The 16206-nt window shown below is 66.0% G+C and carries 21 protein-coding genes; 11 read left to right on the top strand and 10 right to left on the bottom strand.

Going from position 1 to position 16206, the window contains the following annotated elements; all coding sequences use genetic code 11:
• Positions 1–66: 66 nt before the first annotated feature.
• Together EDC50_RS07720 and EDC50_RS07715 are read left to right on the top strand one after the other, a co-directional pair.
• Positions 67–567 (top strand): hypothetical protein, encoded by a 501-nt coding sequence (locus EDC50_RS07720; RefSeq protein WP_123769911.1) that lies wholly within the window; start codon positions 67–69, stop codon positions 565–567.
• Positions 568–680: 113 nt separating this feature from the next.
• On the top strand, positions 681–1481 hold the full coding sequence (locus tag EDC50_RS07715; RefSeq protein ID WP_123769910.1) for a TSCPD domain-containing protein: 801 nt from the start codon (positions 681–683) through the stop codon (positions 1479–1481).
• A gap of 202 nt (positions 1482–1683) precedes the next feature.
• Here EDC50_RS07715 and EDC50_RS07710 read toward each other — a convergent pair whose 3' ends face one another.
• Positions 1684–2568: a LysR family transcriptional regulator gene (locus EDC50_RS07710; protein ID WP_123769909.1), complete on the bottom strand. Its 885-nt coding sequence runs from the start codon at positions 2566–2568 to the stop codon at positions 1684–1686.
• 132 nt (positions 2569–2700) lie between these two features.
• Here EDC50_RS07710 and EDC50_RS07705 point away from each other — a divergent pair, with 132 nt between their 5' ends.
• The 7 genes from EDC50_RS07705 to EDC50_RS07675 all read left to right on the top strand — a co-directional run bounded on the left by EDC50_RS07705 (position 2701) and on the right by EDC50_RS07675 (position 7371).
• Positions 2701–3735, top strand: a complete 1035-nt coding sequence (locus EDC50_RS07705; protein WP_123769908.1) for an alpha/beta hydrolase — start codon at positions 2701–2703, stop codon at positions 3733–3735.
• Positions 3736–3777: 42 nt separating this feature from the next.
• The gene (locus tag EDC50_RS07700) at positions 3778–4989 is read left to right on the top strand and encodes an MFS transporter (RefSeq protein WP_123769907.1); all 1212 of its coding nucleotides are present in this window, start codon (positions 3778–3780) and stop codon (positions 4987–4989) included.
• 23 nt (positions 4990–5012) lie between these two features.
• Entirely contained in the window at positions 5013–5531 is a 519-nt protein-coding gene (locus EDC50_RS07695; protein WP_242002972.1) for a cyclophilin-like fold protein, read from the top strand.
• A 53-nt stretch (positions 5532–5584) separates the two neighbouring features.
• On the top strand, positions 5585–6106 hold the full coding sequence (locus EDC50_RS07690) for a (R)-mandelonitrile lyase (RefSeq protein ID WP_425477905.1): 522 nt from the start codon (positions 5585–5587) through the stop codon (positions 6104–6106).
• 142 nt (positions 6107–6248) lie between these two features.
• Positions 6249–6449 (top strand): hypothetical protein, encoded by a 201-nt coding sequence (locus EDC50_RS07685; protein ID WP_123769906.1) that lies wholly within the window; start codon positions 6249–6251, stop codon positions 6447–6449.
• 31 nt (positions 6450–6480) lie between these two features.
• Positions 6481–6960 carry a 3'-5' exoribonuclease gene (locus tag EDC50_RS07680; RefSeq protein WP_123769905.1) on the top strand — a complete coding sequence of 160 codons (480 nt, stop codon included), beginning with the start codon at positions 6481–6483 and terminating at the stop codon, positions 6958–6960.
• Positions 6961–7125: 165 nt separating this feature from the next.
• Positions 7126–7371 (top strand): hypothetical protein, encoded by a 246-nt coding sequence (locus EDC50_RS07675; protein ID WP_123769904.1) that lies wholly within the window; start codon positions 7126–7128, stop codon positions 7369–7371.
• A 641-nt stretch (positions 7372–8012) separates the two neighbouring features.
• Here the strand turns inward: EDC50_RS07675 and EDC50_RS07670 are convergent.
• The 6 genes from EDC50_RS07670 to EDC50_RS07645 are packed head-to-tail and all read right to left on the bottom strand — an operon-like array spanning position 8013 to position 13419.
• A complete protein-coding gene (locus EDC50_RS07670; protein WP_123769903.1) occupies positions 8013–8342 on the bottom strand; it encodes a MoaF-related domain-containing protein in 330 nt (109 codons plus the stop codon).
• A complete protein-coding gene (locus EDC50_RS07665; protein ID WP_123769902.1) occupies positions 8339–9277 on the bottom strand; it encodes a cyclase family protein in 939 nt (312 codons plus the stop codon). The genes EDC50_RS07670 and EDC50_RS07665 overlap by 4 nt, the downstream gene beginning before the upstream one ends.
• 22 nt (positions 9278–9299) lie before the next feature.
• A complete protein-coding gene (locus EDC50_RS07660; RefSeq protein WP_123769901.1) occupies positions 9300–10418 on the bottom strand; it encodes an alkene reductase in 1119 nt (372 codons plus the stop codon).
• Positions 10411–11379, bottom strand: coding sequence for a TIGR03571 family LLM class oxidoreductase (locus EDC50_RS07655; protein WP_123769900.1), 969 nt, complete (start codon positions 11377–11379; stop codon positions 10411–10413). Before EDC50_RS07655 ends, EDC50_RS07660 begins: the two co-directional genes overlap by 8 nt.
• 13 nt (positions 11380–11392) lie before the next feature.
• On the bottom strand, positions 11393–12196 hold the full coding sequence (dkgB, locus tag EDC50_RS07650; RefSeq protein ID WP_123769899.1) for a 2,5-didehydrogluconate reductase DkgB: 804 nt from the start codon (positions 12194–12196) through the stop codon (positions 11393–11395).
• Between the two features lie 38 nt (positions 12197–12234).
• A complete protein-coding gene (locus EDC50_RS07645; RefSeq protein WP_123769898.1) occupies positions 12235–13419 on the bottom strand; it encodes an MFS transporter in 1185 nt (394 codons plus the stop codon).
• Positions 13420–13534: 115 nt separating this feature from the next.
• Between EDC50_RS07645 and EDC50_RS07640 the strand changes: the two genes are divergently transcribed.
• Positions 13535–14437, top strand: a complete 903-nt coding sequence (locus EDC50_RS07640) for a LysR family transcriptional regulator (RefSeq protein WP_123769897.1) — start codon at positions 13535–13537, stop codon at positions 14435–14437.
• Here the strand turns inward: EDC50_RS07640 and EDC50_RS07635 are convergent.
• From EDC50_RS07635 to EDC50_RS16880, 3 genes are all read right to left on the bottom strand, one after another.
• On the bottom strand, positions 14434–14649 hold the full coding sequence (locus tag EDC50_RS07635) for a hypothetical protein (protein ID WP_123769896.1): 216 nt from the start codon (positions 14647–14649) through the stop codon (positions 14434–14436). The two genes, EDC50_RS07640 and EDC50_RS07635, sit on opposite strands and share 4 nt — an antisense overlap.
• A 284-nt stretch (positions 14650–14933) precedes the next feature.
• Positions 14934–15110: a hypothetical protein gene (locus EDC50_RS16490; RefSeq protein ID WP_199742066.1), complete on the bottom strand. Its 177-nt coding sequence runs from the start codon at positions 15108–15110 to the stop codon at positions 14934–14936.
• Positions 15077–15325 (bottom strand): GFA family protein, encoded by a 249-nt coding sequence (locus EDC50_RS16880; protein WP_199742067.1) that lies wholly within the window; start codon positions 15323–15325, stop codon positions 15077–15079. The genes EDC50_RS16490 and EDC50_RS16880 overlap by 34 nt, the downstream gene beginning before the upstream one ends.
• On the opposite strand from EDC50_RS16880, the gene EDC50_RS07625 reads away from it, so the two are divergent.
• Positions 15324–16040 (top strand): hypothetical protein, encoded by a 717-nt coding sequence (locus tag EDC50_RS07625; RefSeq protein WP_123769895.1) that lies wholly within the window; start codon positions 15324–15326, stop codon positions 16038–16040. The two genes, EDC50_RS16880 and EDC50_RS07625, sit on opposite strands and share 2 nt — an antisense overlap.
• Positions 16041–16206: the final 166 nt, after the last annotated feature.

Below are 16206 nucleotides of genomic sequence, written 5' to 3'. Positions count from 1 at the left end.
CATCGCTCGCGCAACCCCGATTACCGCAACCTGTCACCGCAACCTGACGCCCGTTCAGGAGGGCACATGAGCAATGGCAACGGAGTGACGGCGACCCTGTCGCACGCCGTCGAGACCGTACGAGACACCGCCAGCACCTTCGGCAGCGTGGTGGTCGAGCGCGCCGAAAGTGCCGTCGAGGCGGTGAAGACCACCGCGACCAAGGCGCGCAAGACCGTGAAGAAGGCCGTCGGCGGCGCCAGGAAGAAGCTCGCCAACGCCTCGGCCAAGGCGAAGAAGGACGCCGCCGAGCTGCGGGCGAAGAAGAAGCCGGCCAAGAAGGCCGCAGGCAAGACGGCCGCCAGGAAGGCGGCGCCGACGACCGCCGCGAGAAAGGCCGCCGCCAGGAAGACCGCGGCCAAGTCGCCGGTGAAGAAGGCCGCGAAGAAGACCCCGGCCAAGAAGATCGCCGCCAAGAAGGCCACGAAGCAGGCCGCCGCGCGGACCGCGAAGAAGGCCCCGGCCGCCAAGGCGGCGAAGGAGGCCGCGGTCCGCAAGGCGCCGGCGAAGAAGGCCGCGCGCAGGTAAGCGTCATGCCCGTCCCTCTCCCGCGCGGCGGGAGAGGGCGCGGCACGCACCCGCCGCATTCCGCACTACCCAGAACGACACGCCGGCGCGGGCCGGCACCAGGAGCAAGGCCGATGGCCGTCAAGATCGAGAAGAAAATCAAGGGCTACAGCGTCGTCACCCCGGAAGACAAGGCGAAGGAGGCCGCCAGGAGCGCGCCCGCCGCCGTGCCCGCGGCCGAACCGCTGCCCACGGCCGACGTCATCCAGATGCACGAGCGCATCGAGCGCCCCGACGTGCTGGTCGGCTCCACCTACAAGATCAAGTCGCCGCTGTTCGAACACGCGCTGTACGTCACCATCAACGACATCGTGCTCAACGCTGGCACCGAACACGAGCTGCGCCGTCCCTTCGAGATCTTCATCAACTCGAAGAACATGGACCACTTCCAGTGGATCGTCGCGCTCACCCGCATCATGTCCGCGGTGTTCCGCAAGGGCGGTGACGTCACCTTCCTGGTGGACGAGATGAAGGCCGTGTTCGACCCGAAGGGCGGCTACTGGAAGCCCGGCGGCGTGTACATGCCGTCGCTGGTCGCCGAATTGGGCACGATCGTGGAGGACCATCTGAAGTCGATCGGCCTGCTGCACGATCCCGAGATGAGCGAGGCGCAGCGCGCCCTCATCGCCGAGAAGCGCGCCGCCTACGAGGCCCGCTCAAAAAAAAACACTGACGTAAGCGGCGCCCCCGCCGGCGACCTGTTCCCCGAACCGAAGGTCGCCGAGGCCCCGCGCACGGAGGACGTCGAAGTCACCGGCGAAGGCGCCAGCTTCCCGCCCAGCGCCACCATGTGCCACAAGTGCAGCACCAAGGCGGTGGTGATCATGGACGGCTGCGCGACGTGCTTGAACTGCGGGTACAGCAAGTGCGGGTAAGCCACCGAGACGAGGCGGTTCGAGTCGACGTTTGTGGGGATACCCAAAAGCCACTAGTTCGGCACCCATAAGGCGCTAGTGGTGGATGCAGAAGACGCAAGCGTCGTACTGACCGATGGCCTGGCTTGGGGAATCCGATCCGGCACTACGTGACTCGGTTAGCAGCGAGGACGACCAGTTGCCCTGCTGCTATAACCAGTCATTACATCCGTAGTGCGTCCACGACGAGCGAGAACGCAGGCGAATGCTGGCGGCGGCTCGGGTAATAAAGGTGGTACCCGGCAAACGGTGGGCACCAGTCCTGCAGCACGCGAACCAGTCGCCCTTCTTCGATGTGCGGCGCGAACTCTTCTTCCGGCAGGAACGCGATACCCAGCCCGTCAAGTGCCGCGAGCACGATATGAGGCGAGGTATTGAAGATCGCCTGTCCCTCGACGCGCACCTTCACCTCTCGGCCGCGACGCTCGAACTCCCACACATACACACCGCCCGACGGGAAGCGGATGTTGATGCAGTTGTGCCGCTGCAAGTCCTCGGGGACTTTCGGCACCGGGTGCTTTTCGAAGTAGCAAGGCGAAGCAACCGCGGCCATTCGCAACTTCGGACTGATGGGCATGGCGATCATGTCCCTGTCGATGCTCTCGCCCAGGCGAACGCCGGCATCGAAGCGGTCAGCCACGATGTCGCGGAATCCATAGCTCACATCGAATTCGATGTGGATGTCCGGATAGCGATGCATCACCGGCAGCAGCTTGGGCAAGAGGATCGTCCGCAGGACGTGGTCGCCGCTGGTGATGCGGACCGAGCCGGCCGGTTTGTCCCGCAATTCCGTGAGCGCATCCAGCTCGGCCTCGATCTCGTCGAAGCGGTTACCGATGGCAGATAGCAGCCGTTCGCCCGCGGGTGTCGGCGACACGCTGCGCGTGGTCCGGTTCAGCAAGCGGATCTCCAGCCGCTCCTCGAGCGCCTTAATGGCCTGACTGAGCGCCGACTGCGACACGCCCAGGACAGCGCCCGCGCGGGTGAAGCTCCCCTCCCGGGCCACGGTGACGAAAGCCAGTAGATCGTTGAGGTTGCGGCGTGACATGGGACGAGTGTGGCACAGCCTATTGGTTAGCAGAACTAATAGTGCCTAAAAGGATTCATCACCTAATCAAACAGATCGCCCACACGGACAATGGTCCCGCCTCCTGATCCGGGAGTCCCAAGCGGAGATCCCATGAAGAAGCTTCTGGCGCTCAGCGCGCTGTTGATCAGTCCCCTCATTGCCACTGGAGCCGACATGTCCCACGGCGCGAACAACTTCTACACCAGCAACCAGCTCACCACGGAAAAGGTCTCCTTCGACAACCAGTACCGCATGAAGATCGTGGGCAATCTGTTCCTGCCCAAGGACAGGAAGCCGGGAGTCAGGTATCCCGCGATCATCGTCGGGCACCCGATGGGCGCGGTGAAGGAGCAAAGCTCGAACCTTTACGCGCAGAAGCTGGCCGAACAGGGTTTCATCACCCTGGCGATCGACCAGTCGTTCTGGGGCGAGAGCGAAGGCCAGCCGCGGAACGTGGTCGCACCGGACATCTACGCCGAAGCCTTCAGCGCGGCGGTGGATTACCTTGGCACGCAGTCTTTCGTTGATCGTGAGCGCATCGGCGTGCTCGGCATCTGCGGAAGCGGCAGCTTCGTGATCAGCGCGGCCAAGATCGACCCGCGCATGAAGGCGATCGCGACCGTGAGCATGTACGACATGGGTGCGGCGACACGCGATGCCCTGAACCACTCGCAGACCCTCGAACAGCGCAAGGCGATCATCGCCGAAGCGGCGCAGCAGCGCTGGGTCGAAGCAGAAGGTGGGGCGACGAAATACACCGGCGGCACCGTGCACCAGCTCGATGCGAACACGCATCCGATCCAGCGCGAGTTCTACGACTTCTACCGCACGCCCCGCGGCGAGTTCACGCCGGCGAGTTCTTCCCCCGCGCTGACGACGCATCCGACGCTCACCAGCAACGTCAAGTTCATGAACTTCTACCCGTTCAACGACATTGCGACGATCTCGCCGCGCCCGATGTTGTTCATCGCCGGCGATCAGGCGCACTCGAAGGAATTCAGTGAGGAAGCCTACCGCCTGGCCGGCCAACCGAAGGAACTCTATTGGGTGAAGGACGCGGGTCACGTCGACCTCTACGACCGCACGGATCTCATTCCTTTCGACAAGTTGGCGGCCTTCTTCAAGCAGAACCTCGCGGCCGAGTGAGGACTGTCATCGGCCCGTTCCAGTAACCGGACATCACGAACCATGAGCGCCGCCATCAACATCGCTGTGGACGCCGGCCAGCATCAGGCAAGCGCACGCCGCGCTCATTGGGGCGGCGTCTTCGCCATGACGCTGTGCGTGTTCGCGTTGATTGCCTCGGAATTCATGCCCGTCACTCTGTTGACGCCGATGGCCACCGACTTGCACGTCAGCGAAGGCGCGGCCGGTTACGGGATCGCCATTTCCGGTGCGTTCGCGGTACTGACGAGCTTGTCGCTCTCCGCATTGGCGGGCCGCATGGACCGCAAGACGCTGCTGCTGTTGCTGACCGGCCTGATGGCCGTATCCGGCGCGGTGGTTGCGCTGGCGCCGAACTACGCCGTTTACATGATCGGTCGCGCGTTGATCGGCGTGGTGATCGGTGGTTTCTGGTCGATGTCCGCCGCCACTGCAATGCGCCTCGTGCCCGCCGCACAGGTTCCACGTGCGTTGGCCATCTTCAATGGTGGAAATGCGCTGGCGACGGTGATCGCTGCACCTCTGGGCAGCTATCTGGGTTCAATCATTGGCTGGCGTGGTGCATTCTTCTGCCTGATTCCGGTGGCCGCCATCGCGCTCGCTTGGCAGTGGATCAGTTTGCCCACGATGTCAGCATCGCGCGGCAACAAGTCCGCCAATGTGTTCGGGCTGCTCAAGCGTCGAACCATCGTGCTCGGCATGGCTGCCTGCGGCGCGTTCTTCATGGGGCAGTTCGCGTTGTTCACGTATGTGCGGCCGTTCCTGGAAACGGTAACGCACGTGAATGTGTCCACGCTGTCGTTGATCCTCCTGGCCATCGGCGTGGCTGGTTTCATCGGCACCGCGATGATTGGCGTCGTCCTCAAGCGCGGCGTGTATCGGGTATTGATCGTCATTCCCGTACTGATGGCAGCGCTTGCATTGAACCTGATTCCCTTCGGTGGATCGGTCGGCGCCGTCGCTGCCCTGCTCGCCTTATGGGGATTGCTGGCAACCGCGGCGCCCGTGGGCTGGTGGAGTTGGATCGCCGCCATGATGCCCGACGATGCCGAAGCAGGCGGTGGCCTGATGGTCGCAGTAGTCCAGTTGGCTATCGCGTTGGGATCGACCGCAGGCGGGATGTTCTTCGACAGCAGCGGTTACCGAAGCACCTTTGTCGCGAGCGCGGTCGTACTGCTGCTGGGTGCACTCCTGACCCTGCTTACGTCGCGCGCAACAGCATCGCAAGTCGCCTGAGCATCGCCGAGCAGGAACGTCTCATGTCGCTTAACACCTTGCGGTCCACAATCCGATTGTTGAAGCAAGCAAGCCTGCACGCGCTGGTCCTGGTGCCCGGTATGCTGATGCTCGGCGGTTGCAGGGCTTCCGAGCGGCAGACATCGAATGTTGTCACTCAAGACGTACCCGGAGCTTCCACCACACAGGAGAGAACCCGCATGTGGATGACCGTCGGCGAACGCCGCTTCTCCGTCACCCTGGCGGATACCGATGCCGCGAAGGCATTCGCAGCACGGCTGCCCGTGACCCTGGAGATGGCCGAACTCAACGGCAACGAGAAACACGCCGGTGTATCGCAACCGCTGCCCACCGATGCCAGCCGGCCCGGAACAATCCACAACGGCGACCTGATGCTTTACGGCGCCAGCACGGTGGTCGTGTTCTACAAGACTTTCCGCTCCTCCTACGCCTACACCCGCCTGGGTCGCGTGGAGGATCCCGAAGATGTGAGCCGGGTACTGGGGCGCGGCAGCAGCCGTGTTGTTTTTTCGGAGCAGTAATCCGAGTAATCCGACCCGTCACGTTGCCGAGAACACTTGGCCCAGGAGATTCCATGCAAATTTCGAAACCACGCCTGCTGTCGTCAGTGCTGGCCTTTGCCGTCGCCAGCCTGGGACAGATTCCATTCTCGCTCGCATCATCCAGAGGAGCCGACACCATGCACATCGATCGAAACGGATCCCTCCCCTCCAGCAAAGGTCCTGCGGAATACTTCACCGGCAACGTCAGGATCGACATGCAGTTCCAGAGGGAAGCACCCTCGCGCGTGGCGGGTGCAACCGTAACTTTCGAACCGGGCGCGCGCACCGCGTGGCACAGCCATCCGCTGGGGCAGACGCTGATCGTCACATCCGGAAAAGGCTGGACGCAGTGCGAAGGCGAACCAGTCGTCGAGATCAACGCCGGCGACATCATCTGGTGCCCGCCCGGCCATCGTCACTGGCATGGCGCCACGCCAACGACCGCGATGACGCACATCGCGATTCAGGAAGCGCTCGATGCAAAAGTCGTGACATGGATGGAGCACGTGAGCGACGACGAATACAGCCAGGGCCCGTCGGAACCTCGCAAATAATATCGACTACGAACGTGGTGCCGATGTCGGCTGTTGGCCGGAAGCAGCCATCGATGGGTGATTGCCAGCTACAGGGTGATCCAACCTCTGGCAACCATCCCGTGGGTATAGTGATCCCGGAAGAACGGGTGGAGTCCTAAGCATGGACCAATCTGATCGCGACCTGATCACGTGCGTGCCGGAGTTATCGGATGAAGAGAAGCATCAGCAGACACTCGCCGGGCTGGCCGACGTAGAGGCAGGTCGGACGATTTCTCACGCACAACTGATGGCGTGGGCATGGCTTGGCCTGAAACCTGTGTTCAATAGCGCGGGCCCGATAACCGACGGAGATAGGGCCTGAAAGGGCCCGCGACGCCTTGTAGAGGTAGAGAATGCGCGTGTTCGTCGACGTCGAGTGGGAAAACGAGACCACGCGCGAATTGGTCAGCCTGGCATTAGTAACGCAGGATGGTCAGCACCGCTTTTACGCGGAGCGCACTCCACTGCCCAAAGCTCCGTCGAACTTTGTGCGCGAGGTCGGGCCATCCGCGCTTCCGGACGGAGCCTTCTTCAAGGAACTACGTGTCTTCCTGGCGTCCTTGAAAGATCCGCTCCTGATTGCCGACAGTGATTTGGACTTCATCCTGCTATCGCACGCCCTCAGGGGCTTTGGCCAGCAAGACCTGCCTTCAGCAGTCCCGTACCGATATATGTTGGCCACCTTCGGAGACGTGCTGACGCGGATCGAGGAGTATTTGGAGAATCGTCCGCACGCCAAGGTACGGCGACACCACGCCATGGTAGATACCGAGGCATTGCGCTGGGCATTCGAGGCGACGATCACTTCCGGTAGTGGCCCCTTGGAGGGCTGAACGCGCATTTTCTGTTGGCAGTTACCCCAAAACTGGTGACATTTGCGCCGGCTCGATTTTGATCGGGATGCGACAGCCCAGTGAACTCCCCAGGTTGGTGACTTGGCCATTCAGCGGGCCTGAGGTAAGCGAATATCCCCGATTGCTATGCGGTAGGCTCCGCGTATGGACATTCTGGTGGGCGCAAGCTGGCAATGGGCAAATGTGGAGTACGTAGCGCTGATTGACCGCGCTAGAACTGTTCGCGCGGCGAGCCTTCCAGAACTTGCCCAGCTTCTTTACTCGATGGGAATCGACGAGCACGATATTCGTCTGGCTTTTTCCGATGACGGTGACCACGCGATGTCATTGAAGGAGCACGCAGAGTTTGGTGCCGCATGGCTGATCGCCAAAGGGTCAGACAAGGGGTAGAGAGGGCCGTCGGCAGACTCGAGCCTAAGGAACTCCGACCCGCGAAGGTCCTCTGAACGTGTAGTGGGCGAGGCATGCGTCATGCCCTCAACGTTCTTGTCTTCAACGACACCATCCCCCAAAAGGCGACATCTCGACCCGCACAAATGCTGGCGCACCCGCGAGCTGCTCACTAAAAAAGCCGAAAAAGCAGGCCCAATAATTGAAACGCTAAGCAACTAGCGCAATATGCGTCCCTTTTTGTAAGGGAATAGCGCCTTTTGCGGTGCGCTTCGGTGGGCAGCCATGACCTAAGTCTCTGATTCTGATGTCCAGCTGCTAGCGTCTTCCGAACAGCCCCGCAGTTGCGGCGGGGATGCACATGAAGCGCTGGTTCGGACCCAAGGCGCGCCAGCGCGATGAGCATGAAATGCTGGCGTGACTTGCCCGATTCGCGTGCCCCGGGACGTCCCGCCAGCCCCTTCGTTTTGCTGCTTTGGCCACGAGTTTCCGCGACGAAGCCGATAGCTCAGGGGCCGCGTCGAAACGGAAGCCGAACTGGTACGGGCGGTGGAAGCCGATCCACTGCTCGACTGGGCCGAAGCGCCCGAACCGCAATGGTGCTTCACGTTGCCCGCGCTGAAGCGCCCCTTGCTGCTGCTTCAACTTCCGCCTAGCGGACGTAATGCACCGGATAGCCGGTACAAATCAAGCTCGCGGGTGGTGAGGAAGGATTGCGATGTCCCCAGGGCAAAATCATCGATGTGAACCACCGTGGCGCCATCGGCTTCCTGCCACGAGATGGCATAGATGTCCGGGATGATTTCCCGCCATCGGTAATGGACCTCTCCACGCGCGCCTCGAAGTGCGCCTTCGGTGATTTCGTAACGCAGTATCAGGCTGTCGGCGGCGTAGGCATTGATGGCGGTGAGGCCTTCATAGGCGACTTCAAAAGCGCAGCCTGCAAATGGAGGTAGGCATGGCGCGTTCATCGGATGGCCACCGGGTTGATGTTGACCTGGGTAGAGCCGACGTACAGTGGTTGACCTAGAACAAACAGGAACTCCCAGGCCTGATCGCGCACGAGCGCGCGGCTGTCGATCAGTTCCAGGTTGTAGATGCCGCGCTTGGCGAGCATGAACTGGTTGACCGGGAACTCCTCGTCGCCATGCGGGTTCGGGTACACCTCCGACGCCCAGGTGTCCCCGCCGAAGGCCACGATCCCCTGGTCGGCGAGCCATTGGGCCGCTTCCATGCCGATGCCGGGCTCGACCTCCAGGAACTGCCGGTTGTCCTTGCCGATCAACTCCAGCCAGCCGGTGTTGAACAGCACCACGTCGCCCTTGCGCAGGGCGATGCCTTGCTTTTTCAGCACCGCCTGGATGTCGGCCACGGTGAACTCGGTGCCGCCCGGCACGATGGCCTTGCCGTAGTGGGCGGTCATGTCCAGCACTACGCCGCGGGTGACGATCGGCGGGACCTTCTCGATGCCGAGCCTGGTCACGCCCTCGACGGTGACGAAGTCCGCCGCCTTGTTGCCGTTGTAGTAGACGTTGTCGATGCCGATATGGCCGATGCCGTTGAGCTGCGTGCCCACGCCGGTCCAGCCGTTGACCAGTTCGTCGTTGAAGCTGAACTTGTTCGGCCCCGACGTTTTCCCGGCTTGCTCGCCGGGCTGGATGTTGTAAAGGCGGAAGCTGCGGTGGCGGAACGCCGGCAGGTGCTTGTCGACCGGCACCGCCAGCGGATAGGTCTTGCCGGTCTTGACCAGGCCGACGGCTTGCTTGACCACCTCGGGCGTCAGCAGGTTGGCCGCGCCGATCTGGTCGTCGGCCCCGTAGCGCGAGGGATACCAATCGGCGGCGTTCGCGGCCTGCGCGAACGGCAGCAGCGCCGAGGCGAGGGCGAGCCGGGCGAGCATGTTCATGGCGGTTCTCCTGTCGGGTGGCTCAGGCCGCGGACCCGGCCAGCGTGGGGTAGTCGGTAAGCCCGTGCGCCGCGCCCCCGAACAGGGTGGCGCGGTCATGGGCGTTGAGCGGGGCGCCGATGCGCAGGCGCTCGGGCAGGTCGGGGTTGGCCACGAACGGCCGCCCGAACGCGATGAGATCGGCCCAGCCGGCCTCCAGCGCGGCGCGGGCGCGTTCGGCGGTGTACTTGCCGGCGTAGATCAGCGCGCCGGGGAAAGCGGCGCGCAGCTGCTGCTTGAACTCCACGGGCATGTGCGGCGCGTCCTCCCAGTCGGCCTCGGCAATATGGACGTAGGCCACGCCGATCTCGCCCAGCAGCCTGGCCGCGGCGATGTAGGTGATTTCCGGGTGGTCGTCGGAGCAGCCGTTGAGCGTGGTCAACGGGGCGAGGCGAATGCCGACGCGCCCCTTGTCCCCCGTGCCTTCGACCAGCGCGTTCGCCACCTCGCCCAGGAAACGCAGGCGGTTCTCCAGCGAGCCGCCATAGGCATCGGTGCGGTCGTTGGCGTTGGAGTCGATGAACTGGTTGACCAGGTAGCCATTGGCGGCATGCAGTTCGACGCCATCGAAGCCGGCCGCCATGGCGTTGCGTGCCGCCTGGCGGAACTCGTCCACGACGCGCGGGATTTCATCCGTGGCGAGCGCGCGCGGCGTGGATGCCTGGACGAAACCCGGCGTGCCGTCGCGCTCGGCCACGTAGACGTTGACGCCCGTGGCCTGGATGGCCGAGGACGACACCGGCGAGCGCCCATCGAGCAGGCGGGTGTGGCTGAGGCGTCCCACGTGCCAGAGCTGGGCGAAGATGCGCCCGCCGGCGGCGTGCACGGCGCCGGTGACCTTGCGCCAGCCGGCGACCTGCGCGGGGCTGTGGATACCCGGCGTCCATGCGTACCCCTTGCCCAGCGGCGATATCCAGGTGCCTTCGCTGATGATCAGGCCGGCGCTGGCGCGCTGGGCGTAGTACTCGGCCATCAGTTCGTTCGGCACGTCGCCCGGCTGGCTGGCGCGCGAGCGCGTCATCGGCGGCATCACGATGCGGTTGGGCAGCTCGAGTCCGCCCAGGGCGAAGGGCTTGAACAAGGGGTCTTGGATCTCATGCATCGCAGGTCTCCTCGGCAGGCACGCGGGTACCGGCCCATGGGGCGGGGAAGAGGGGAAGGACGTACTCGGCGATCTCGTGGAAGGTCTCGTCGAGCGGCCGGCGGTTGCGGCGGAAATGCAGGCCGACGTGATCGACGCCGGCGGCGCGCAGCGCCTTCAGTTCGTCGACCAGCGCGTCGCGGCCGCCGCGGAAGCCGAATCGCCAGCGTTGCATCGGTTCGTCGGGACGTTCGGCCAGGTCCAGGTGGATGAAGCTGGCATAGGGTTTCGCGCCGGCCACGGCGCGCCAAGCGGCGACGCGGCGCAGGTGGTCTTCGGGCGTGCCGGGGTAGGCGAGGCAGCCGTCCATGTGCTCGCCGATCCAGGCCGGTGTCTGCCGGGCCAGGCCCGCCACCAGCAATGGCAGTGGCGAGGCCAGCCGGGGCAGCACTTCCAGGCCGCCCGGAAGGCGGCCGCGCGCGCCGTCGCGCAGCAGCGCCACCTGCTCCCTGAAGTTCGCGCCGCGGTTTTCGAAGTCGCGGCCGAACAGGGGGTATTCCACCGGCCGGTCGCCGCTGGCGACGCCCAGCAGCAGGCGATCGCCGCTGAGCGCCTGTACGGTCGCGGCCGATTTCAGGGTCAACAACGGTTCGCGGATGGGCAGCACGACCGCGGCGGTGCCCAGCAGGATGTCGCGGGTGATGCCGGCCAGGTAGCCCAGGTAGGCGAACACCTCGAACACCTGCGCGGCATCGCCAAAGCCCGGGTCGTAAAGCGGTACGTCGCGCACCCACAAGGCGGCAAAGCCGAGCCGGTCGGCCAGCCGCGCCAGTTCGGCGTGGCGGTGCAGCGCCGGCTCGCCCGGCAGGCGACCGGACTGGCGCCGTGCCGCGTCGCCGGCCGGCGTCCAGTCGTTGTCGAGCGGCGCTTCGATGCCGATGCTGAAGCCGCCGGCGGTCAGGCGGGACAGGGGCGCAAGCATGGTCGGCGCCCCGTCAGTCCCACGCCGGCGCGAGCCCTGCGGGGTCGACCTCGCGGCCGTTGCGCTCCAGCGCGGCGATCCTGGCCATGTCGTCCGCATCGAGGTGCAGGTCGCGCGCCAACAGGTTGCTGGCGAGGTTCTCGCGCTTGGTCGACGACGGAATCACCGCGTAGCCCAATCGCAGCGCCCACGCCAACGCGACCTGGGCGACGGTGGCCTGGTGCTTGCTCGCGATGTCCGCCAGCACGGGGTCCTTCAATACCTTGCCGTAGGCCAAGGTCATGTACGAGGTCACCGTGATGCCCTGCTCCTGCAGGAACGCGGCCAGCTTGCGGCCCTGCAGGTAGGGGCTCAGCTCGATCTGGTTGGTGGCGATCTCGCCGGGGCCGACCACCGCGATGGCTTGCCGGGTCAACTCGATGTTGAAGTTGGACACGCCGATCAGGCGGGTCAGCCCCATCGCCTTGGCCTCGGCCAGCGCCGCCATGTACTCGGGCAGTCCGACGCCGTTGCCGGGCGCGGGCCAGTGGATCAGGGTCAGGTCCACGCGGTCGGTGCGCAGCTTGTCCAGGCTCTCGCACAGGCTCGGAACCAGCTTGTCCCTGGCGAGATTGTCGACCCAGATCTTGGTGGTCAGGAACAGCGCGTCGCGCGGGACGCCGCTCTCGGCGATGGCCTGGCCGACCTCGGCCTCGTTGCCGTAGATCTGCGCGGTGTCGATGGCGCGATAGCCCACGTCGAGCGCGTTGCGCACCGAGTCGACGGCGGCCTGGCCGGTCAGGCGGAAGGTGCCGACACCGAAGGAAGGAATATTCATGGAACGCTCCGATTGCATCGAGACAGTGCGAGGGGACATCAGGCGCCGGCGGGCAGGGCCGAGGCGCTGCGGCGGTCCAGCCGGCCCGACAGGACGGTCAGGCCAAGCGCGCCCAGCGTCACCAGCGCGGCGATCCAGGGCGTGTGCGCCAGGCCGAAGTGAGCGACCACCTGCGCGCCGGCCCACGAACCGCCCGCCACGCCCAGGTTGAAGGCGGAGATGTTGAAGCCGGCGGCGACGTCGGTCGCGTCGGGCGCCACCTGTTCGGCCTGCCGCACCACGTAGACCTGCAGGCCGGGCACGTTGCCGAAGGCCACGGCGCCCCAGGCGAGCACGGTCAGCACGACCAGCCACGGGCTCGGCGCGGTGAAGGTCAGCACCAGCAGGACCAGCGCCAGCAAGCCGAAGATGATCTTCAGTGCATCGACCGGTCCACGGCGATCCGCCAGGCGGCCGCCCCAGACATTGCCGATGGCGACCGAGATGCCATACGCCAGCAGCACCCAGCTCACCATCGGCGGCGGGAAGCCCGAGATCTCCTCCAGGATGGGGGCGAGGAAGGTGAACGCGATCAGCGAGCCGCCGTAGCCGACCGCGGTCATGGCGTAGACCAGCAGCAGGCGCGGCTGCAGCAGCACGCCCAGTTGCCGGCGCAGCGGTGCCGGGGGCGCGTGCGGGATGTCGCGCGGCACCAGCCACTGCGCGCCGATCAGCGCCACCAGGCCGAACACGGCGACCGCCAGGAAAGTGGTGCGCCAGCCGAAATGCTGGCCGATGAACGTGCCCAGCGGAATGCCGGTGACGAAGGCCACGGTCATGCCGCTGAACATGGTGGCGATCGCCCGGGCCGCCTTCTCGCGCGGCACCAGGCTGGTCGCGACGAGGGATCCGACCGAGAAGAACACGCCATGCGCCAGGCCGGTCAGCAGGCGGGCGACGATCAGCGTGGTGTAGCCCGGCGCCATCCAGGCCAGCAGGTTGCCGACGGTGAACAGCACCATCAGCCCGACCAGGAGCGGCTTGCGCGGCACCCGGCCCGTGATGGCGGTCAGGATCGGCGCGCCGACGGCGACGCCCAGCGCATACAGGCTGACCAGCAGGCCGGCCGAAGGCAGGCCGACCCCCAGGTCGGCCGCGATGGTCGGAATCAGGCCGACGATGACGAACTCGGTGGTCCCGATGGCGAAGGCCGCCAAGGTCAGGGCCAGGAGGGCAAGAGGCATGGTGGACTCCACGTCAGCGCGCTTCCGGGGGTGAAGCGATGCCGCAGAGTCTGGAGACTTTACATTTCCAGAAAAACGTCCTAATAGGTCAAATACTTTTGATCTGAAATCAACAGTGAAGATCACCCTCGAAGAGCTGCAGGCCTTCACCGCCGTGGTGGACACCGGGTCGATCACCGCGGCGGCCGAGCATTTGGACCAGACGGTGTCCGGCACCAGCCGCACGCTGGGACGGCTGGAGTCCAAGCTGGAAACCACCTTGCTGCGCCGGACCACCCGGCGATTGGAGTTGACGGAAGAAGGCGCGGCTTTCCTCGTCCGGGCCCGCGCCATCCTGGATTCGGTGGAAGAGGCCGAGGAACAGATGGCCGCGCGGCGGCAACAGCCGGCCGGCCGCTTGCGCGTGGACGCGGCCACTCCCTTCATGTTGCACGTCATCGTGCCGCGGGTCGCCGGGTTCCGGGAGCGGTTCCCCAAGGTGGAGCTGGAACTCGCCAGCAACGAGGGCATTACCGATCTGCTGGAGAAACGCACCGACGTGGCATTCCGCATCGGGCCGCTGAAGGACTCGACGCTGCACGCGCGTCCGGTCGGGACCAGCCGGCTGCGCCTGCTGGCCAGCCCCGCGTACCTCGCGCGCGCCGGGACGCCCAGGCGAGTGGCGGACCTGGCCGGCCATTCCCTGCTCGGGTTCACCCAGCCGGAAACCCTGAACCAGTGGCCCCTGCGCGACCCGGGCGGCAATCCGCTGCACATCCGCCCGCACATCGCGTCGTCCAGCGGCGAGACCCTGCGCCAGTTGGCGCTGGCCGGCGAGGGCATCGTCTGCCTGTCGGACTTCATGACGGGCGCCGATCGCAGGGAAGGGCGCCTGGTGCAGGTGATGCCGAAGGCGACGCTGGATGTCCGGCAATCGATCAACGCCGTCTACTACCGCAACACGACGCTCGCCTCGCGCATCACCTGCTTCATCGACTACATGATCGATGCGCTCGCCCCCGGGACATTCGAGAACTAGGCTGCCCGTTCGATCGATCGTTCGATCGATCGAGCGGGCAAGCGATGCGTATGGCGGCCGACGATGCTTGCGCGAACGCGCCTCGCCTGCGGCAGGCGCGCCTCTGGGAACACACGATCCGCGACGAGGACGGCCTGGGCACGCACGTGGACGATCTGCGCATCAATCCGGTCAAACACGGGCTCGTCGCGCGCGTGGAGGACTGGCCGCATCCGGCTTTCCGCCGGTGCGCGCAACAAGGAGGCTGCCGCCTGATTGGGGCGGTGTCGTGCCTGCGATCGCCCGGACGGGTGAGCCCCGCCGGCGTAGCCCGGGCAAGCCAGGCGCACCCGGGGCTTCGGGCGGATAGGCCGGCGCGACGCGGGTACGGGCTTCGCCCCTACCCGGGCTACATTGCGCGGCGACGTCCCGGTGGAGCTCAACTGCCCACGACCGCACCGCAAAGCCGCGCGATCGTGCGGCGGCGTCGCGGCCGCCGCGTCCGCAGCAGCGCGGACTACCCTTCGAAACGGCTGCCCGCATCGCGATCGCGCTCGTAGCGCCGCTCGAGCGGGAACGGCGGCAGCCAGGATTCGCGGCGGACGGTCCAGAGCTCGTAGGTCGGCACCAGCTGGTCGGGCGCGTCCAGCGAGCCGAGGTTCACTTCGACCTCGTCGGCGGTGCGCGAGAACACGGACGAGCCGCAGCGGGGCAAAAGCACCGCCCGGCGTAGTCGCGCGTTTCGCCTTCGACCCGCACCGCCGCGGCCGGAAACACCGCGGAGGCATGGAAGAGCGCGCCGTGGTGCTTGCGGCAGTCGAGGCAGTGGCACAGGCCGACCCGGTACGGGCGCCCCGACGCCACGATCCGGACGTCGCCGCACAGGCAACCGCCGGTGAACCGGTCCATGCTGCGTCTCCTGGAAATCGGACCGGCCGAGGATAGCCGCGGAACCGGGCGCGTGGCGGCTGGTCCGCGCACGGCAAGCTCCAACCCGGCGGCGCGGAACCCCGGTCCACCGAACCTCGCCGCTTCCTGCCAGCGGCTATCCTGTCGCGCGGAAGCGGCACGGCCGCGCGACGCGCCGCGAAGGGGGGGCATGAAACACGAATGGACGATTCCGGCGTGGGCGCTGCTCGCGCTGCTCGCGCCGGCCGAGGCGGCGCCCCGCTGGACGCCGCTCGGCGAGGGCTTCTACGTCGATCTGCAACGCATCCGCGCCGACGACCGGCTGCCGTCCGTCGACGGCAACGGCGCGGCGCTTCCGGGGACCACCTACGCGGTGCAGATCGGGATCCGCCGGCCGCCGGAGTTCGCGCCAGGCGACCCCGCCGATCCGGCGATCCGGCAGAACCGCCTCGCCTGGGACGAGCAGGAAGCGGAGTACTTCGTCCATTGCGGGGCGGTGGCGCTCGTCTCGGTGTCGCCGGGGCGCGTCCGCGACCGCCTGCGGGGCACGCCGGTCCGGTCCTACGACGCCGAAGCGGGCGCGGTCCAGCGCGTGCTGGTCGACTACCGCGTCCTCACCGACGCGAGCGGCGGCGCCGATCCGGCAGCGCAGGCCCTGGCGGAGGCGGGCGAGAAGGTCTGCCGGCAGGCGAAACGAGGGAAGGGCCCGGCATGATCCGGATCGCCTCCGGTTCCTCGCGCTCGCCGGTGCTTGACCGATCCGCCGCTTCGGCCGGCCGTACGCGTCGCCTACGGCAAGGGTGCCGGACGCCGGCATCGCCGGCTCGATGAGATCGCCGGACCGATGAGGAAGCGGCGGCCTCGCCGGGGTTGCGGCGAGG

This window comes from Vulcaniibacterium tengchongense (assembly GCF_003814555.1).
In the GTDB taxonomy this organism is placed as follows: Bacteria; Pseudomonadota; Gammaproteobacteria; order Xanthomonadales; family Xanthomonadaceae; genus Vulcaniibacterium; species Vulcaniibacterium tengchongense.
This window is presented reverse-complemented; position numbering and strand designations above follow the sequence as displayed.